At 44.2% G+C, this 19,715-nt stretch carries 17 protein-coding genes and 1 other RNA gene; 11 read left to right on the forward strand and 7 right to left on the reverse strand.

Annotated elements, in window-relative coordinates:
• Positions 1–96: 96 nt before the first annotated feature.
• Both H3V14_RS04800 and H3V14_RS04805 read right to left on the reverse strand, forming a co-directional pair.
• Positions 97–438, reverse strand: coding sequence for a hypothetical protein (locus tag H3V14_RS04800; protein ID WP_143238461.1), 342 nt, complete (start codon positions 436–438; stop codon positions 97–99).
• Between the two features lie 93 nt (positions 439–531).
• Positions 532–1,125, reverse strand: coding sequence for a hypothetical protein (locus H3V14_RS04805; protein ID WP_198226988.1), 594 nt, complete (start codon positions 1,123–1,125; stop codon positions 532–534).
• A 504-nt stretch (positions 1,126–1,629) separates the two neighbouring features.
• On the opposite strand from H3V14_RS04805, the gene ettA reads away from it, so the two are divergent.
• The 3 genes from ettA to H3V14_RS04820 all read left to right on the forward strand — a co-directional run bounded on the left by ettA (position 1,630) and on the right by H3V14_RS04820 (position 6,226).
• On the forward strand, positions 1,630–3,279 hold the full coding sequence (gene ettA / locus H3V14_RS04810; protein WP_198226990.1) for an energy-dependent translational throttle protein EttA: 1,650 nt from the start codon (positions 1,630–1,632) through the stop codon (positions 3,277–3,279).
• Positions 3,280–3,956: 677 nt separating this feature from the next.
• The gene (tam, locus tag H3V14_RS04815; RefSeq protein ID WP_198226992.1) at positions 3,957–4,721 is read left to right on the forward strand and encodes a trans-aconitate 2-methyltransferase; all 765 of its coding nucleotides are present in this window, start codon (positions 3,957–3,959) and stop codon (positions 4,719–4,721) included.
• A gap of 800 nt (positions 4,722–5,521) precedes the next feature.
• Positions 5,522–6,226, forward strand: coding sequence for a L,D-transpeptidase (locus H3V14_RS04820; protein WP_198212283.1), 705 nt, complete (start codon positions 5,522–5,524; stop codon positions 6,224–6,226).
• Between the two features lie 291 nt (positions 6,227–6,517).
• Here H3V14_RS04820 and H3V14_RS04825 read toward each other — a convergent pair whose 3' ends face one another.
• Positions 6,518–6,829 carry a DUF2293 domain-containing protein gene (locus tag H3V14_RS04825; RefSeq protein WP_198222711.1) on the reverse strand — a complete coding sequence of 104 codons (312 nt, stop codon included), beginning with the start codon at positions 6,827–6,829 and terminating at the stop codon, positions 6,518–6,520.
• Between the two features lie 554 nt (positions 6,830–7,383).
• Between H3V14_RS04825 and H3V14_RS04830 the strand changes: the two genes are divergently transcribed.
• Together H3V14_RS04830 and metF are read left to right on the forward strand one after the other, a co-directional pair.
• Entirely contained in the window at positions 7,384–8,391 is a 1,008-nt protein-coding gene (locus tag H3V14_RS04830) for a metalloregulator ArsR/SmtB family transcription factor (RefSeq protein WP_075914204.1), read from the forward strand.
• Positions 8,391–9,308, forward strand: coding sequence for a methylenetetrahydrofolate reductase [NAD(P)H] (gene metF / locus H3V14_RS04835; RefSeq protein WP_198212287.1), 918 nt, complete (start codon positions 8,391–8,393; stop codon positions 9,306–9,308). Before H3V14_RS04830 ends, metF begins: the two co-directional genes overlap by 1 nt.
• A 1,272-nt stretch (positions 9,309–10,580) precedes the next feature.
• On the opposite strand, the gene H3V14_RS04840 is transcribed toward metF, so the two are convergent.
• Positions 10,581–11,825, reverse strand: coding sequence for a lytic murein transglycosylase (locus H3V14_RS04840; protein WP_198226994.1), 1,245 nt, complete (start codon positions 11,823–11,825; stop codon positions 10,581–10,583).
• 146 nt (positions 11,826–11,971) lie between these two features.
• A complete protein-coding gene (locus H3V14_RS04845) occupies positions 11,972–12,775 on the reverse strand; it encodes a GH25 family lysozyme (RefSeq protein ID WP_198226996.1) in 804 nt (267 codons plus the stop codon).
• Positions 12,776–12,891: 116 nt separating this feature from the next.
• Between H3V14_RS04845 and H3V14_RS04850 the strand changes: the two genes are divergently transcribed.
• From H3V14_RS04850 to H3V14_RS04860, 3 genes are all read left to right on the forward strand, one after another.
• Positions 12,892–13,248 (forward strand): hypothetical protein, encoded by a 357-nt coding sequence (locus tag H3V14_RS04850; RefSeq protein ID WP_198226998.1) that lies wholly within the window; start codon positions 12,892–12,894, stop codon positions 13,246–13,248.
• Positions 13,249–13,363: 115 nt separating this feature from the next.
• The gene (locus H3V14_RS04855; protein WP_198227000.1) at positions 13,364–14,077 is read left to right on the forward strand and encodes a DnaJ family molecular chaperone; all 714 of its coding nucleotides are present in this window, start codon (positions 13,364–13,366) and stop codon (positions 14,075–14,077) included.
• Entirely contained in the window at positions 14,074–14,841 is a 768-nt protein-coding gene (locus H3V14_RS04860) for an N-acetylmuramoyl-L-alanine amidase (RefSeq protein WP_198227002.1), read from the forward strand. The genes H3V14_RS04855 and H3V14_RS04860 overlap by 4 nt, the downstream gene beginning before the upstream one ends.
• A 249-nt stretch (positions 14,842–15,090) precedes the next feature.
• Here the strand turns inward: H3V14_RS04860 and H3V14_RS04865 are convergent, their stop codons facing one another.
• Both H3V14_RS04865 and H3V14_RS04870 read right to left on the reverse strand, forming a co-directional pair.
• Positions 15,091–15,249 carry a hypothetical protein gene (locus H3V14_RS04865; RefSeq protein WP_198227004.1) on the reverse strand — a complete coding sequence of 53 codons (159 nt, stop codon included), beginning with the start codon at positions 15,247–15,249 and terminating at the stop codon, positions 15,091–15,093.
• Between the two features lie 642 nt (positions 15,250–15,891).
• Positions 15,892–17,013, reverse strand: a complete 1,122-nt coding sequence (locus tag H3V14_RS04870; protein WP_198227006.1) for an acyltransferase — start codon at positions 17,011–17,013, stop codon at positions 15,892–15,894.
• A 405-nt stretch (positions 17,014–17,418) separates the two neighbouring features.
• Between H3V14_RS04870 and H3V14_RS04875 the strand changes: the two genes are divergently transcribed.
• From H3V14_RS04875 to H3V14_RS04885, 3 genes are all read left to right on the forward strand, one after another.
• A complete protein-coding gene (locus tag H3V14_RS04875; protein WP_198227008.1) occupies positions 17,419–17,805 on the forward strand; it encodes a hypothetical protein in 387 nt (128 codons plus the stop codon).
• A gap of 8 nt (positions 17,806–17,813) precedes the next feature.
• An RNA gene (gene rnpB / locus H3V14_RS04880) (RNase P RNA component class A) lies at positions 17,814–18,208 on the forward strand.
• A 113-nt stretch (positions 18,209–18,321) separates the two neighbouring features.
• Positions 18,322–19,635: an Nramp family divalent metal transporter gene (locus H3V14_RS04885; protein WP_075914211.1), complete on the forward strand. Its 1,314-nt coding sequence runs from the start codon at positions 18,322–18,324 to the stop codon at positions 19,633–19,635.
• The last annotated feature ends 80 nt before the right edge of the window (positions 19,636–19,715 follow it).

Consider the following 19,715-nt stretch of genomic DNA (forward strand, 5'->3'; position numbering starts at 1 on the left):
ATAGCTCGATGATAACGGGCTATAAGTTCGAAAAGTGATGCCCTCAACTCGTTCCACTCGAAAGCTGATATTCCGGTTAAAACTTTTTTTACAATTTCAACTTCTTGGCAGGCGCCTTGCGCAGCGGTTAAAGATGCTTTTGACGAATTTGTCTGTTGCATCAATACGATCGCGATTCGTTGAATATTGTTGTTCCTGATAGGCAAGGGTAACAATTTTTCTGTAAACCGGCTCAAGCATTTTCTGGTGCTCGGGAGATTGTTCTTTCAAACCGTTAAGAACAAGCCCCATGGCCTTTTCTATCGGCACACCGCTTTGACGAACCATCATGACAGAGCGGCCGACCTCTGCAACATCTTTGCATGGAATGTCGGTTTCCTGTGAAAAAGCAGTTAATGGAAAAAGAACAAAAACAAAAAAGACGCTAGCAAAACGCATCAAAGTCTCCTGATCGAAAGCGGGGTTCTGTTTGAAACGGCATATGAACTTGAAAAACATTTTATCCAGCTAATGAAGTTAAGAAAAGTCATGTCAAGAGGCACTTTTCCGTCCGCTACCCAAAAAAATTGAGATTTCCTGCTGCGGTGTTTTCTCGTCGAGCCACAAAACCATATTCGCCAATCGAGGCAAATATTGTTTCGATTTTTCTGCAAGATAAAGCCAATCCCCGATTGTAAGCGAAAAATAATCCGCAACTGAAAGGACTTTATGCAATTGTCTCATCAGACGTGGACTGTATACATCCGACCCCATGCGCCGCTTTTCATTTTTTAACCAAAGCCGTGTCGCAAAGTATCGCCAGTTGCTATAATTGTCCGGCCTATCAAGAACAAGTTTCGCAAACCGGCCTTGAGCAAGTGCGGGGATAGCCCAAAATCCCAAGGGAAACGGTGCGTAAACAATGAAATTGTTTTGTGGTCTTGCCTTTTCAAGAAAGATATTGCGTCCAATCCTGTACTGTTTCTTTTCTTGTTCAGAAAATGCTGAAGGTATTTTAAACAAACTGTCGGGCACAAGAAGGAGATTGTCGCTTTCGGCCGAGCTTCCTGTCTTGCCATCGCGATCGAAAACGACCGGCGGCATCAGGTTTTTTTCAAGCGTTAGCTGGTTCTGGACCTTAAGCATTTTTCAACGTGTTTTCATTCACTTTGCTGGAGATATCGAAACATCAAATTTGTGTTTTATATTCTTATTTGTCGAACTTGAAAAAACAATGCCATTATTTAAAAAATCCGGCTTGCCGGGCGAATAATGCAAAGTTTTGTTTTGAAGCTTTCTAAGCCTCATTGTAGCACCCGATTTAAAAGGGGAGGGATAGCAGCGCATTAAATCCCTTTTAAAAAACAGAAAATAGGAAGACGCGTTCCACATCCGCCTGGTTTTAAGAGGTAACAATAACAGCAGATTTATTCGGGTCGGGGGAAGAGGGGTATTATACCCGCCCAAGATAAAAGGGGATAAGCGATTTCGAACCTTTTTGCCTTGACTATAGATTGCCGACCTCGACTCTTTCGGTTAAAAGACAGAAACAACATGGTTTTGACACAGTGTTTTCAATAAAACGCTTGTAAAGGGAAAATGCGAAAAAAGCATTTCAACTCCCGTCAATCAAGGAATGGAAGAATATATATGGCGCGGCAATTTATCTATCATATGGCTGGTCTTAGCAAATCCTACGGCAATAAAAAAATTTTGGACAATATCAATCTGTCTTTCTATCCCGATGCAAAAATAGGTATTCTGGGACCAAACGGCGCTGGTAAGTCGACGATTTTGCGGATTATGGCCGGCATTGACAAAGAATTCACCGGTGAAGCTTGGCTTGCCGAAGGTGCTACTTGCGGATATTTGCCACAAGAGCCGGTTCTCGATGCGACAAAAGATGTCCGTGGAAATGTGATGGAAGGCGTTGCCGATAAAAAGGCAATTCTTGACCGCTATAATGAATTGATGATGAACTATTCTGACGAAACCGCCGAAGAAGGTTCAAAACTTCAGGATATTATCGACAGCCGCAACCTGTGGGATCTCGATTCACAGGTGGAAATGGCAATGGATGCGCTTCGTTGCCCGCCCGCGGATGCCGACGTTTCCAAATTATCGGGTGGTGAAAAACGCCGCGTCGCTTTATGTAAATTATTGTTGCAACAGCCTGATCTGTTATTGCTTGACGAACCGACCAACCATCTTGATGCCGAAACCACAGCATGGCTTGAAAAGCATTTGCGTGAATACCCGGGTGCAGTTCTCATCATCACCCACGATCGCTATTTCCTTGATCACGTAACCGGCTGGATTCTGGAGCTTGATCGTGGCCATGGCATACCTTACGAGGGTAATTATTCAGCCTATCTGGAAGCCAAAGCCAAACGTCTTGCACAGGAAGGACGTGAAGAAGCTGCCCGCCAGAAGGCTTTGACACGTGAACAGGAATGGATTGCATCAAGTCCGAAGGCTCGGCAGGCAAAATCGAAAGCGCGTATCAAGGCTTATGACGAATTGGTCAAGGCTGCCAATGACCGCCGTCCCGGTGAAGCGCAAATCATCATTCCGGTTGGCGAAAGATTGGGACAGGTTGTCATTGAAGTTGAACATTTAAGCAAAGGTTTTGGCGATCACATGTTGATCGACGACCTGTCTTTCAAATTACCGGCAGGCGGCATTGTCGGTGTTATCGGTCCTAACGGTGCCGGTAAAACAACATTGTTCAAAATGTTGACGGGGCAGGAAAAGCCGGATTCCGGGACAATCCGTATTGGTGACACAGTCAAAATGAGCTATGTCGATCAAAGTCGTGATGCACTCGACCCGAATAAAACAGTCTGGGAAGAAATTTCCGGTGGCAACGATATTATCAAACTAGGCAAATATGAAATGAATAGCCGTGCCTATTGCGGTGCGTTCAACTTCAAGGGTGGTGACCAGCAGCAAAAGGTTGGCAACCTTTCGGGCGGTCAGAGAAACCGTGTGCATCTTGCCAAACTTTTGAAAGAGGGCGGCAATGTTTTGTTGCTCGACGAGCCGACCAACGATCTTGATACCGAAACGCTGGCAGCTTTGGAGGAAGCTCTCGAAAACTTTGCCGGCTGTGCCGTTGTTATCAGCCACGATCGTATGTTCCTTGATCGCTTGGCGACACATATGCTGGCTTTCGAGGGTGACAGTCATGTGGAATGGTTTGAAGGCAATTTTGAAGAATACGAGGCCGATAAAATACGCCGTCTTGGACCGGAATCCGTCAATCCGAAACGGGTCACTTACAAACGTTTGACACGCTGAGGTTCGTCATGCTTTCAAGAAACATTATCGTCGGGTTTCGATTTTTATGAGAGAAGAAGCGGGGTTTCCCCGCTTTTTTCATTTTTCCCTGTTTGATCGATTGCTGCCAATGTCGGTGTCGGCCATTTTGCCAACATTTTTACCTGTGTGATTTTCAACCGCGAGACGAAACCATAGAATAAAAACCGGATATAATCCCGATAAAGATCGGCAACAATTTTTCCGGTTAAAATAAATCAGCAGGCTTTCCGGCCGTTCAGGCTTTATCCATTCCTTTAAAATGAAAAAATCTATTCGGTTAAAACCGACTAAGAGAAGGCTGGAAAACTCGGTTATGAGAGATGAGTTAGATGGAAATGAGTTTCGTCAAAATTGAAGCTGTACCAGCCTATTAAAAGCAGGATAAAGGATTTTAAAAACAGCCGTGAAAAAAGCGGTTGAGGCACTCGAAGTACATCTATCCATCCCGACGAACGGTGAAAGAACATGCACAACCCGATATGGTCTTTTCAGATGGATGATGCGAATGAACACAACCGGTGGAGGTTTAAAACCAAGCGTTTTTCACGTTTGAAGAGAAATTCGGACTATATGGGGAATTTTTGACTTTATGGGTGTCTTGACCGCAAAAAGTGGTAAACTGGTTTCACTGCCCGATAAGACAATGGAGAAAATTTATGCAAGATTGGTCAGCACAAGATTATTTGAAATTCGAGGATGAACGTTTAAGACCGGTACATGACCTTGCCAATGCTGTTCCTCTGAAAGAGGTAAAAACCATTGTCGATCTTGGTTGCGGCCCGGGCACTTCAACCGAAGTTCTGTGCGAGCATTGGCCAAGAGCCAAGGTTTCGGGCTTTGACTCTTCTGCCGAGATGATCGCCAGTGCGAAGAAGCGGTTGCCAAAAATCGAATTTACGGTTCAGGATATTGAAAAATGGTCTCCGGACAGCGATGTCGATCTATTATTCTCGAACGCTGTGTTCCAATGGCTGCCAGATCATATTGATGAGATGAAACGGTTGGTCTCTGCCATGAAAAGCGGTGCAGCACTGGCCGTACAAATGCCGGATAACCTGTTCGAGCCACTTCATCGGGCAATGATTCACGTTGCCGAAGACAAACGTTGGAATGATCGTATCGGTGCTGTAGCACGGGAAAAACTCCCGAATGTCTCTGTCTATTACGATGCTTTGAAGCCGCTTGTGCGCTATATTGATATTTGGCAGACAATCTACAACCCGATTATGGAAAATCATGAAGCGATTGTCGATTGGGTGAAAGGTGCAGCCTTGCGGCCGTTTCTGGCTCCATTGAACGACGAGGAAAAGCAGGACTACCTTGCTCTTTATCTTGAACGCATTAAAAAGCTTTATCCGACACAATATGACGGTAAAGTGCTTTTGCGTTTTCCGCGCATGTTTCTGGTGATGGTGAAATAGAAAACAATCGCGATTGTTCTTCTACCGGAGTGATCCCGCCAGGTCAGTGAAGTTTGGAAATGGAAGAGCCATAAACATTTATGACTCTTTTTTGTTGCCCAGCAGACCTAATTCCGCGAATGAAGCTTGCCATTTTAGGGGAATTATTTATTCGGCTAATTAAATGTGATAATATTTTATTGAAAGTGTGGGGCAAATTATTCGTCGGTCATATTGAAATGTTTATCGTCCAAAAGATCACAACCTAAAACAAGAAGATCGCAACACAAAAGAGTGGTGAAAACCGGTCAGCATTTGTAATTATGTCTATAGTTGACAATAGCTGAAATACATTGTCTCAATAAAATTCTTTAATAAACAATATGAGAATTAAATAATGATATATTATTCCAAGCGTATCCACTTGAAATTAAATAATTTATTTTTATAAAATTCTGATTTTATCAAACAAATATGCTTACTCGGCGCTGAAAAAGACAAAACGCATAAAACAAATGAGAAAATAATGTGAAAGCGTTGTTGATTGTTTTTTATCAACGACTAATTGATTCGGAATTTATTGCTAGGGGAATTTATATTTTTAACGGGAATATGGATAGAAAAGGCAAAAAGAGATTCTGTTACTGTTGCATAATTGTCTTTCTGCACAGAAAAATTATCCCGAATGCACTCCAGAAGCTTTTAATAACGCATTTGAAGTTAAAAATACTTTCCATTTAATTAACCTTCTATTAACCACGTTGTACGAGAAAAATACCAGCGGTCAAACGTATCGCAATAACGAGGTTTCTAGACATCAAATGAAATACTTCTGGCAACAAAAAACGGGGCTTGCAGCGGCTCTCGGCATTTTGGGCTTTGGGCTTGTCGGCTGTGCAACGACACCTGCTCCAACAGTAGTGCCGAACGACAATGTAAACGTTGCACCGGCAAAACCGGTTGTCACGTCAACTTTGCTTGGCACCCAATCGGTTTATGACCGTTATGAGCAAACTCCTGACGAGCCATTTAAAATTCCACCGGTTACAGTGAAGATTCCTGAACAATACGAGCGCACGGTTGTTCCTTATCCGACCACCGAGATTCCCGGAACCATTATTGTCGAACCGGAAAATCACTATCTTTACCTTATAACGGGCGACGGTCAGGCTATTCGCTATGGTGTCGGTGTCGGTGCTTCCGGTCTTGGCTTCCATGGTGAAGCGAGGGTTCAATTCAAGCGTAAATGGCCGCGCTGGATCCCGACTGCCGATATGGTCCAGCGTAAACCCCAACAATATAAGCGTTTTGCCGATGGTGTTCCCGGTGGCTTGCATAGCCCGCTTGGCGCCCGCGCGCTCTATCTCTTCCAGGGAAATACCGACACTTATTTCCGTATTCATGGCACAACACAACCTTCAAGCATCGGCAAAAATGTGTCAGCAGGCTGCATCCGTATGTTGAACAAGGATGTTGTTGATCTTTTCGAGCGCGTACAGATCGGCTCAAAAGTGATTGTTCGTTAATTTTTCCTCACAAGCGGTTCATTTGAAAGGGCGGTTTTCCCGCCCCTTTTTCTTTTCCTACGTCGATTGTTTTTTTTAAAACATGTCTCATCGGTTCACAGGATTATATTTTTGCTTATGAAAGCATCAGGCTGGATTTTTAAGCTTTGATAGCCTCACTTATTATCTTCGATGAGGTGATTGAAAAATCACGATGCGATCAGACAAAAGTCCGAATTGTTGCTGATTTTCGTGTAATCCCCATTTTCTCTATGCGATTGGCTAATATCGCTGAAGTCGTTCAAGCGTGTGTTACAATTTGTCTTCTACGTCGACAAAACGGGTTGCCCGCCATTCTGTCAGTTTTTCGTTAATATCATCAATGACAAAAAACCGTGCCGAGTCTTTATCATATCCCTCGTCACGCAATTCATCATAATTTGTGTAATTGTGTCGGATATAGGCAACAGCCGACAGCCAAACCGCAATAGAGGGGGGAAGATGTTTCATATGCGGACTTAACGATGCAGACCTGATCGGTTCGCTATCGGCATAGGGGGCTTGCGGTATCAGTAGCGTCAATTCTTTTGCAACAGCGCGTTGTCTCTTCGTTGTCATGGACAAATAAAAAATTGAACTTGTTTTCTTGTCAAACAGATTTTTGTCATTTGCGTTTATATAAGCTTATAGGTCAAAATATAAAAACAGTTGCACCCACAAACTAGGTTACAATTTTCCATTGATCAAAGGGAAGATTTGCTGCTTTCCATACTCCCGAAAAGCAATTCCTACTTTTAAGATAAAGCTTTTTTGAAAAACAATGTTGGGCCAATCAACAGCCCGAACAGTACTAAAACGGGATTTTTGAAAAATTTAACTGTATGTAGATCGGTAAGCGCTTCCCGAAACAGGGTAAGAAAAACAATTGAAAAAACGGTGCTGAATAACTTCTTTTTATAGGTGTATAAACTCCTTTTTCGCGAAGATTATCTCGGGTTGCATCGCATGGCGATATTCCGTCTATCAAGCAAAACGGCTTCGGATAAAACATGTCCCGACGCAAAAAGATATGTATTGAAGGGGAATTTTCCGGTGTTTGTGGGCATAAGTAATCTCTCTGCTTGACATTTGTGAAATATATAAAGATATCTTTATGTCTACAAGAGCGGAGAAAAGTCATGGTTCGCCAATTGGCGTTGAATGAAATGGTAGACGTATTAAAGGCGGTTGCTGAAACAACACGTTTGCGCATACTGTTTTTGTTGGATAAGGGCGATCTGACGGTTTCCGACATTACAAAAATTCTGGGTCAATCGCAGCCACGTGTATCGCGTCATTTACGGCTTTTAACGGAAGCCCGTTTGATCGAGCGTTATCAGGAAGGTGCATGGGCCTATTTTTCTTTATCTTCTTGTTCGTTACGTCGGGAAATGCTGAAAATAGTGCTTCAACATATTGATGTTGAAGACAATCTTATTAACGCGGATTTGATGCGGCTTGGTGAAGTCAAGAAAGAGCGAAGCCGCGCTGCGGCTGCCTATTTTTCCAAAAATGCGCACGACTGGGATAAACTCAGATTGCTCCATGTGCCCGACAACACTGTCGAACAAACCATGGTAGAACTTGTCGGAACAACGCCGTTCCAATCCATGCTCGATATCGGCACAGGTACCGGATCTTTGTTGAAGCTTTTTGCGCCCCTTTATACACGGGCGATCGGCATTGATAATAATCGCGATATGCTGGCTGTTGCACGCGTCAATCTGGATAAGGCAGGCGTTTCGAACGCTCAGGTCAGGTTGGGAGATGTGGCCAATTTGCCGGTCGAGAAAGAAACGTTCAATCTCGTCACTATTTATCAGGTTCTACATTTCCTGTCGGACCCTGAAGTTGCAATCTTTGAAGCGGCGCGCGTCATGCGACCGGGGGCGCGGCTCATTATTGTCGACTATGCTCCGCATGAACTTGAATATTTACGCGAAAAATATGCTCATGTGCGTATGGGATTTTCCGATTCCCAAATGGAATACTGGCTTGATAAGGCCGGCTTGACATTGGAAAAAACTTTGAGTTTTCAACCCCAACAAAATGGCAATACAAAAGGGCTCACACTCAAGCTGTGGCTTGCCCGTGATCCACGTTTGTTGATTGCCAGAAAAACAACATTTCTAACGGAGACCGCTTAATGTCTGCCCCATCACTTTCCCGCCGCCCCGACTTGGGCGACAAGCTGAAGGTTTCATTTGAATTTTTCCCGCCAAAAACGGAGAAAATGGAAGAAATGCTTTGGCAAACGGTCAAACGTCTTGCACCATTAAAGCCGGAATTTGTTTCGGTAACTTACGGGGCAGGCGGCTCTACGAGGGAGAGGACCGGCAGAACTGTTGAACGTATCATTAAGGAAACACACCTTAATGCAGCCGCGCATTTGACATGTGTTGATGCAACACGCGAAGAAGTCGACGGCGTGGCACGGCAATTTGCTTCCATGGGGATTCATCATTTTGTTGCGCTTCGTGGTGATCCAAGCAACGGAGCGGGCGGGCGCTATCATCCCACTCCGGGAGGTTATGCCAATGCGGTTGAGCTCGTTGCCGGTTTGAAAGCGATTAATCCGGATTTCGAAATCACCGTTTCGGCATATCCCGAAAAACATCCCGAAAGTCCCGATTTTGCAACCGATATTGATCTCCTCAAACGTAAAATAGACAATGGTGCGACAAAGGCCATCACCCAATGTTTTTTTGATAACCACTTTTATGTAGATTACATAGAAAGAGTGCGTAAAGCCGGTATCTATATTCCGATTTTACCCGGCATATTGCCAATCCATAATTTTTGGCAGGTTAAAAACTTTTGTTCGCGCAATGGCACGCATATTCCTGATTGGCTGGCACAACGTTTCGAGGGGCTAGAGAACGACCAGAAAACACATGATCTTGTTGCAGCCGCCGTTGCTGCCGAACAGGTTCTTGATCTTGTCGAACACGGTGTTGAAGATTTCCACTTCTACACGCTCAACCGTGCCGATCTCGTTTATGCCATATGTTATCTCATCGGCATCCGGCCTGAAGCTGCGCTTAAGGCAAATAACGCCAAGTAGTGAGGCGTGGTTTAAACGTTTATTGCAACCGGTAACGTCGGACGCGGACGCACGCCCGTCCCCGTCTGTCTGATTGAATTAAAGCCGGTGCAGTAAAATGACGGTTGCCTGATTTCATGATAACAGCGGCAGTTTTCAAGTTTTCATCCGCTGGTGTCGGGTTTATTGGCACGTTGTTGCTTGGCATGGACGGATTTCGGCGAACCACTTTGGTTAGTATTTCGGCTTTCTCGCTGTTGCAGGCACAAGAGTGTTTTTCAAACGGTTTTTAAATTCGCATTCCGGATTGTTGCATCCGAATGGCAATGTTTAACCCGGAACCTTGTTGCTTAAATGGGATAATTTTCTATCAAAAGAGTTATATTAAACAAAATTGCTTCATTATAATACATTTTAGACATGATTTTATCATAATGGATATAAAACGAGTAAAAAATTCTTAAAATGAAGAGATAATTTTTGCTGCTTTCTTGCTATCGGACGCTGTATCAGTCATATCAATCATGCGCTGTTATAAAAGTGCAAGAGATTGATTAACAACCAGGGAGACCGAGACCCCCCGCAACGGATTTCCCTTGGTTGAGGCCCGACTGGAGCTTGCTCCGGTCGGGTTTTATTTTAAGTATTCTGAGCTAAAAAGTTCATGCTCCCGGCACCCGGAATTATTCTGTTTGCCCTTTGAATGATCCTTTCGGGGTTTTGAATTTGTCTTTAAAATGGTTCATGGCGTTTCAGGTGTCATTATTGCAGTCAATGTTCCCGATAAGTGGATAAGTGCTGACGCTTTTTCCTTTCCTCCGGTGTCGCATTTTTTATGACATCTGACAGTTTATTGGCATCGATTTCAGCGAATTCAAAACGCGATTTTGCAGTCTTTTTGAAAGTGCTGAAATCATGACCCATCGGAAAAATGATTGAGTTCAAGCCTTTATGCGACGACGACGAAAATTTACTTTTTGCAAAGCTGACAAAAGAAGCATTAAAGGCTCTAGAAGGTAACGTCATTTAACGTAAAAAATCATCCAGCACGCGAAAAAGGCAAAATGCATCTGTTGAAGAATCATGGAAATTACAATTAGCGGCAAAGATGCTTGTAAGATGAAAAGGGCAGGGAGGAACCGTATAGTTCCGGAAATGAATACATAAAGCCTTCAACTGCCAATCGTATAAATGCTATCCCCAAAAAAACAAATTCCATAACAAAAACGGGCAAAAATACCCGTCTTGAGATGAGTTAAGTACACTCTTTTTTTGACCACATGGAATGCGGTTCTAAAGCCGGTCGAGCAATTCTTTTGTCGGCCAGGAATCGGCAGGAAGTCCCAAGCGGAGCTGTTCGGTCCGCACCGCGTCGCGTGTCAGGATCCCATAAACCCCGTCGACCTTACCCATATCATAACCGCGATCGGCAAGCTTTTGTTGCAATTGCTTCATTTCTTCAGTGTTCAACCCTGGTTCAGGATGGCCGATGTCAAAAGCCGGTGCACCGGCAAGGCGCGAAGCGAAATAGGCAACGGTCGTTGCATAGACAATCGATTTGTTCCATTCGACAAAAATATCGAAATTGTCATAGGCTAAAAATGCAGGCCCCTTTCGGCCCATTGGCAACATAAGTGACGCATCCCCGTTATCAGGTCCTAACGGGCCGTTAATGCCGGTAACGCCCCAACTGGTCCATTGTGAATGGGGTTTGCGATTTTGTCTGATTGCTTCTTGCCATGGCAAATCATCGCGGGTGAGGCGCACCTCTTCAAGCCACGGTTCGCCACGCCTCCAACCAAGATCGCTCAACATATGGGCCGCTGTCATGACGGCATCGGCAACAGACCCTTTAAGGTCGATTTTACCATCGTCATCGCCATCAACACCCCGTTCCAGATAGTCCTTCGGCAAAAGTTGCATTTGACCGATTTCACCAGCCCATGCACCGGTCGTATCGGCATTGACGACTCCCTGATCGAACAGTTTTAAAAGTGCAATCAATTGCGGGCGGAACAATTCCGGCCGTCTACAATCATGGGAGAGGGTGAAAAGGGCATTCAAAGTATCGAAATTGCCCTGAACCGCACCATAATCGGTTTCTAGCCCCCAAAAGGCTGCAATGACGGGGCCAGGAACCCCGTATTTTTCCTCCGCCTTGGCAAAAACGTCGGAATATTTTTGTAAGTTTTCCTTTCCCTTTTTCAAACGCGCTTCAGGGATGACCCGTTTTGAAAATTCCGCAAATGTGAGATTGAAAATAGCTTGCCCGTTATCACGGTCGATGACCTTCTGATCAATCGTTGCTTTTTTGAGTTCGTCGATCGCGTGTTCGCTTACACCCGCTTTGCGGGCTTCATCAGCCACATTCTCTCTGAATGTTTCGATTGGCGTGCCGCAGGCCTCGCGCGCAACTTTGGTCGCGACATCATCAGTCTGGGTTGCCGCCTCAGGTCCTTCAGCTTGTGAAAGCGGGCAGAAAACTGTCGCAAACAAGAATGTCGAAGCTGCCAGAATTGCTTGTCTTGTCTTGAACATTTATCCTCATTCCTGCACTTTATGACGTTTAAAATGTCTTGTACCATTTTTTATCAGAAATAAAGAGGCATGCGTAATTCGTTTGCAAGTCAAAGCGATATTTGCCCGCTTAAGTAACACGATGTTTGCCCATTGTCTGATTGATATTATTTTCCCGAAACATATTTTTGCCATTCGTCGCGGCTGCCGTAAAAGACGTTGATGTCGGCATCGCCCTTGATACCGGGAACACGCCCCGTTCCGGTGTATTGCCAGAATGTCCAGGGATGGGTGCCGTATTTTTCTTGCGGATGGCCGGCGACTGACCGGAGCCAGAACGAATAACCTTTGATTTGCGACAGGCCGTTCCGATCGAAGAAATCGACCGTCGTATAGATGATGGGTTTCTTGCCATAATATTTTTCAACAATGGATAGGAAGACCTTCATTTCACTACGAACAGTCTCTGCTGGTGGCCGGATTTTGCACGTCGGTGAAGAATCGTTCCACTCCATATCAAGAACCGGCGGCAGGGCTGTCGGGTCCTTCGGTACATTTCTGATATACCATTTGGCTTGTTCGGAAGCCGGCCGACAATAATAGAAGAAGTGATAGGCGCCGCGCGGCATACCGATTTCTTTTGTCCCATCCCAATTGTGGAGAAAATTGTCGTCTACACGGTCGCCGCCTTCTGTTGCTTTGATAAAAGCAAAAGAAATACCGCTATGTTTGACTGCTGCCCAGTCAACTGCCTGTTGATATTTCGAAACATCGGTTCCGTGAATGGGGTAATGCCATGGGGTAAGCTCGGTCCAGTCATGAGGCTTGCGATCATCAAAGCGGGGAGCATTGATTGGTCCCTTGGGTGTTGTGCCGGATGGTGGCACGATATCGCCAAGATCATAAGACAAGGAAGTGCAGCTTGTAAGCAACAGAGCCGAAGCAATTGACGCCAGTAATGTGCGCGCCATTTTTTTTAAATTATCTTTAAACAACAATTCGACACCTATCGGGCTCTAAAATCACTGTTCACCATTGCTAAAAATAGTAAAAGAATGGCATATAAATAAAAACTTTTGGAAAAAATATGAAGAAACTTCGTTGGCGTCGCATCATCGGTCTTGTTATTCTCCTCATTGTCGTCATTGCCGGCTTGTGGTGGGGATATTCATATTTTTTCAAGGATTCCAGTGAAATAAACGGGGAAAAGGGCCTTCCTGAAGGGGCAGCCATAAGTTTGCCAAAAGTGCCGCTTACACCATCGGATATGACGCAAGCACAAAAACAGGATGTCATCAATAAATTCATGGAAGACGCAAAAGCATCTGCCTTGAAAAGTGGTCAGAGTGAAGAACAGGCGGAAAATTTTGCACGTGAAGCGGGTGAAGTTGCCCGTCAGGCAATGAACCGTCCTTCCACAGTTGACGGGGATAAAGAACAATAACAGTCAACTTCATTCATATCGCTTCGTAGTATCAATTATCGGCCTTGGCCAAATAGTTGTTAAGGCGCCCGATCAAACAGAACAGTCTTATTAACTTCAAATTCAGGAAAACGGAATGCCTTCATTATGGACACGTATTGGCGAGCTTATCAGCAACATTGCTGGCGACGCATTGAATGCTATTGTCGAACGTGTACGTACCTTCTTTGAAGGGGATCCTGAAACACGCAGACAGGTTGCATTTTCTGTTGCCATGATTGCTTTATCGGCAAAAATGGCAAAAGCTGATGGTGTTGTAAGCGATCCCGAGGTCAAAGCATTTTATGAAATCTTTTCGGTTCCCGACCACGAGTTTCATAATGTCGAACGCCTTTATAACCTCGCCAAACAGGACATTGCAGGCTTTGACGTCTACGCGCGTCGCCTGTTTCGGCTTTGTCAGGAATCCGACTGTCAGGGACAATTATTGGAAGATGTTCTGGAAGGCCTTTTCTATATTGCCAAATCGGATGGTGTAATCCATCAGGACGAGCTCTTTTTTTTGCGAGAGGTTTCCGATATTTTCGGCTTTTCTCGTGAGCAGTTCAGGGTAATCAGCGCACGTCATGCTGTTGTCGGTGAAAGTGATCCGTGGCTGGTTTTGGGCCTCAAAAAAGGCATAAGCTTCGAAGAAGCACGCAAACACTACCATGATCTCGTGCGCGAACACCATCCTGACAGGGTTATGGCACGCGGTTTACCAAAGGAATTCCTGGCTATTGCCAATGAGCGTCTGGCGGCTATTAATAACGCATGGGCTATCGTGCGTGAGGAGTTTGTTACAGTATGAGTGCAGAAACTTTCAAAGCGGATTATCAGGGAGCAACTGTGTGCCCTTCGCCTAATTTTGAAGAGCGCAAAGATGGCGCCAAACCGCAATTTCTTGTTCTTCATTATACGGGCATGGAAAATGCCGAAAGTGCCGAACGCCTTTTATGTTCGCCGGAAGCAAAGGTTTCAGCGCATTATGTTGTGGAAGAAGACGGGAAAGTTGTGCAACTGGTTCAAGAGGCTTATCGCGCGTGGCATGCCGGTGAAAGTTTCTGGCGCGGTGTCACAGATGTTAATTCCCATTCTATCGGTATTGAGATTGTCAATGGTGGACCTTTGTTGAACTTTCCCGATTATCCGGAAAAACAGATTGAATCGGTCATCAAACTTTGCAAATCGATTATCGAAAAATATTCAATTGAAAAACGGAATGTGCTTGGCCATTCCGATATTGCACCGCATCGCAAAAGTGACCCGGGTGAAAAATTTCCATGGGAAAACCTTTTTAAGGCCGGTATTGGCCATTTTGTGCGTCCGGCCGCAATTTCCGGTGGACGCTTCATGACCAATGGTGAAAGTGGCAGACCTGTTGAAGCCTATCAGTCAATGCTTGCGCTTTACGGTTATGGCATTGATATCACCGGTTCTTTCGACGAACGTACGCAACTGGTAACAAAAGCCTTTCAACGCCATTTCAGACCACAAAAGGTTGACGGTGTTGCGGATGTCTCGACGATTGATACACTTCATCGCCTGCTTGGCACGTTGAAAAGCCTCACCTGAAGCGTAAGGTTCTTAAAAATATAGCCGGAACAATTTAACGTCTATGTTTCGAGCGAATTAGGAAACCTCATATATTCGCAAAACTTATAGTGTTTTTCACTATCCCGCTTTTATTGGACTGGTTATGCCGGGATTAATGCGATCTCATTATATTAAATGATATCGTCTTGATCTTTTAAATTTATCTATTGTCATAATTATAAAATTAACTAGTTTTAAAGGTAGCTCAATACCAAAAATATATACTTTTTATATTTCGTTTTTTGAAAATAAATTTTCAATTTCTGAAATCTTATCAACTAAGTCTTTAAGTTCTGTCCTTTGCTTAAAAATATGATCTGCAGCGGAGGCTGTCTTGGCTTTTTCATTGACACCACAGCCGTTACCTGTATGCCCGCCTTGCGCCATAAAGTGTCGCTTGAGGGCTTGATAAAATCGGGTTTGACTGACGAAGATGTGCTGCATCGCTTATTGAAATGCTGGAATAATTGTATGAAACCGAAGGCACATTGTAGCGTATTCGCGTTTTCCTTTCATTTTTAGGGATGCAAATGCGCCAGGCGCAGTGGAATGAACTCCAGCCTAAAGGTCAGCTCGGCACCCGCCGCGCTGTTTTGTTTCCATAAAAGGTAATTTTCACTTTTGGGATGTATTGTTTGATTGAAGAACACAAAAGTGGTGTGGCGTACCTTACAGAGTTATGCCGGCAAAAGCCTGTTTATAAGAATGTTTATCGTCCTTTCAAATGAAAATACTATTCATCCGGCGTGCATCGTAGCCTCCGGTGAAATATGCATTTATAGATTGTTATTGGGCGACGAGAACTATTCCATCCGCACCTATTGAAGAGGAAGTTGTGAAGCCGGAACATAAGAGGCCGCTCAGGTAATCTTCGTGGCCTGTCTTCGATTCACGGCTTGAAATTGATAAATGCCACTCAAAACAGAGTGATACATTCCTATTATCTTATCAGGTGCCCTGATCTGATAAACAGATTCAAGTTCAGCACGATCTGTTAATGTCGCGCATTGATTTGAGGCCGATAGTTTTCTAACTTCTCGTTACTAAATCTGCCACATTGTTTACTCTTTTTAGCCACCATTTATTGAATTTCATAAGCGGAAGAGCAGCCAATATTGATGATATGAAAGAAACAAAAAAGGCAATGAATGGTGCGCTGTTCGGAAAATCATTATGGAATACCAAAAATATCCAACACCCTAGTGAATAGACGATAGGGATGTGTATAAGATAGAGAGGAAACGAAAGTTCCCCAAGGAAACTGAAAAATTTTAAAACTGAAGGGTTCCTATTTATGATGTCCAAATTGTAGAAAATCGCGATCAGAATCATTCCGCTAACAATGTAGAAATATCCCCTTTTTTCTCCCACAAGGCTATACATCCATTCAAAATAACGAACATCCTTTCCAATGAAGTTCATAAAATAGATTGCTATCAAGACAAGTATGATCTTCAAAACTGAAGGGATGCTGTATGTTTCCGGCAGGAACTTCGATAATGTAATACCGGCAATAAGACCCATATACGTGTAATCTTGGTTGATAATCACACTTGTTGCCAGAAAAACAAACATTAGAAAAATGTAGTTGTTATTTTTGATTGATGACAATAGTGCTAAACTGAACACTACGAAACTGCCTATAAATTCAATCTTCATTGTCCACAGGCTGCTATCATAATATCTATCACCTCGAACAAACGTATAAAATGCGCCTTCCAGTATAGCATCGGCTAACTTGGGCTGAAAATTTTGTCCGTGAGAGTTGGAAAAATTGTAGAGCCATTGTGAGCCCACGATTTCCCCCACTTCGCGATACCTATATAGTTGTAAAACAAACAATAAATAGGAAAATAATACGGTAACGAGAACTGGCCCCATAAGTCGTGGAAGCCGCTTAATCGCACTTTTGTAAATGATTTTAGCGTCCCCGATTAAAAAGAAACCACGGGTCAAAACAAAGCCCGACAGCACGAAAAATATAAAAACCGATGCATGACCATTATATATGAAATACAAAATTTTGGCAGCATTATTCGTCGCATCACGAGTTTGTGGAAAGAACGACAACATGCAGTGCAACAAAAGAACTGCAATGGCCGCAAGTCCGCGCAAACCGTCAAGACTTATATTTCTTTTGTGGCCCGCCATTTATCATCCCTATTACAATGCGAGTTTTATAAAAATCCGGAATATTCTCAAGCGATCACAAGCGTATTTTACGCCGTATATCTAAAGCCAAGTTATTGCGAGTCATTGGTATAAGGTAAATGAACTTATTATAGCAAGTCTTGAAAGAATTTTTGAAACACATTTGAAGGAGGCGTTCGTAAGTAGCAATTAAGCACACAGCATTAGCAATGCTTTGATGGGATACTTAAAACACAAAAAACAGTCTTTCCTAATTGAAAACTTGGTCAATTGCAAAAACCGACCTCACATGTTGCAAGGTCGCGTATCAAGTTAAAGCTGCCGCGTTTCAAATGTCATTCCGATCTATCTTAAATATCGTGACGCACTACAAATCCGTAACGTTTCTTCGACCATAAGGCAGGGGTGAAACTTGTCATAGTTTTGCTATCCGTCGTAAAACAATCAATAGTTTGTTTTGCTTTTAGCCAATCTTCTTTGTCGGATTTAAAAAAACAGCTTAACCGATATTCAGGCCGAATTTTAAAATATTTCATGGACATTCAAGGGGGCAGAACGGTCGGCTTTTGTATCGTCTCAAGTCGTTATTTCGCATGCGAAGCCTGTCTTATGGCATTTGTAAAGTTTAGCAATCGAGTGACCGAAATGACCCCTATCGCCTTCGGTTTTCCGGAATTTTTGTTTTTCAGGTTTTTTAAAAATAGGACTTTGTTCCTTTCAGGAGCGGTTCGCGGAGAGTTTGGCAATGAAGCAGCTTTTATTGGTTTGCAGCAGATTGTTTTTGTTTTATAAAGAGCCCGTCAGTTGGTCGGGCAGCCGCGCCTTCTCAATACCGAAAGGTGAAAGGTGAGGAAAGTCCGGGCTCCATGGAATAACGGTGCCGGATAACGTCCGGCGAGGGCAACCTCAGGGAAAGTGCCACAGAAATATACCGCCTGTTCAAACAGGTAAGGGTGAAAAGGCGGGGTAAGAGCCCACCGCGCATCCAGTAATGGATGTGGCAAGGTAAACCCCACCGGGAGCAAGACCGAATAGGAATGACACGCGAGCTTTGCTTGCAGCCGATTTCCGGGCCTGTCATTCGGGTAGGTTGCACGAGACGGGTGGTAACATCCGTACTAGATGAATGGCTGTCACGCGGAATTTTTAATCAAATTTCGCCATACAGAACCCGGCTTACAGACCGACTGACATTTTTCATTATTTTGTTATAGAATGAATAATCACAACATTTTTGTCTAAAACCGATTGACGGGATAATGCCTTTAGAGCTAATGCAAAGCATTCGCAATTAGAAAGTTTTGTTGCATGTCTCTTCAAGATGATAAATTTTCCCGTAAGTCCTCACTCACCGAACGGACGTCGGAAGGCATTTCTGCAATGCTTGCCGGCAAGCGGAAGGGCGGACGTACATTTCTTCTCATGGTCGGGCCTGCCGTTATTGCTTCGATCGCCTATATGGATCCGGGTAACTTTGCGACCAATATTCAGGCCGGATCGGGCTATGGCTATACATTGTTGTGGGTTGTGTTGCTCGCCAATCTGATTGCCATGTTGTTTCAGGCACTGTCGGCTAAAGTCGGCATTGTAACCGGCCGTAACCTTGCAGAGCTCTGCCGTGATAACCTGTCAAAGCCTGTTGTTGTGGCTATGTGGATTATCAGCGAGATCGCTGCAATGGCAACCGATCTTGCCGAATTCCTCGGCGGTGCTATTGGCCTTGCCTTATTGTTCAATTTGCCGCTCATCGTCGGTATGATTATTACCGCGATTGTTACCTATGCGCTTCTGATGATTGATAGCCGCGGTTTCCGCCCGACGGAAATTCTGATCGGTATTCTGGTTTCGATTATCGGTCTTTGTTATCTTATTGAAATGGTCATAGCGCCGGTTGATTGGGAAGCTGCGGGGTTGCATCTTTTTACTCCGGAAATGCCTGATGCCAATGCTTTGCTTATTTCCGTCGGCATTATTGGTGCCACGGTTATGCCGCATGCGCTTTACCTTCACTCCGGCCTCACGCAGGCACGTGCCAAAGTCCAGAGTGACAAGGATCGTCGCCAGCTTGTGCGCTATTCCAACCGCGAAGTTATTGTTGCTCTTGCTATTGCTGGTATGGTCAATATGGCCATGGTCATTATGGCGGCAAGTACGTTTCATGGTGCGCATAACGACATTGCCGAAATCGATCAGGCCTATTACACATTGACACCGCTTCTCGGTATCGGTGCAGCAGGCGTTTTCCTCGTTTCGCTGATTGTTTCGGGTATTTCAAGTTCGGTTGTCGGCACGATGGCAGGACAAATGGTTATGCAAGGTTTTGTCGGCTTCTACATACCGATATGGGTTCGCCGCCTAGTTACAATGATTCCTGCCTTTATCGTTGTGGCGCTTGGCGTCAACTCGACCGAAGCGCTGGTTGTCAGTCAGGTTATTCTTTCAATATCACTACCTGTCCCTATGATTGCGCTTCTCTACTTTAGTGGTCGCAAATCCATTATGGGGCAATTTTCCAACGGTATTGTTACCCAGATCGTTGCCATTCTTTCGGCAATTGTTGTTTTGATACTGAATTTTGTATTGCTCTTCATGACATTCGGTTTGATACCGGAAATTTCGTGATTGATGAGCCCGATCCTAACACTTCGTTAAGCATAACTGTGCGATAAAGAAGATTGACGCATTTTGACCAATTGAAAAGT

Origin of the sequence: Bartonella sp. W8151 (assembly GCF_016100385.1) — a bacterium.
Classification (GTDB): Bacteria; Pseudomonadota; Alphaproteobacteria; order Rhizobiales; family Rhizobiaceae; genus Bartonella; species Bartonella apis.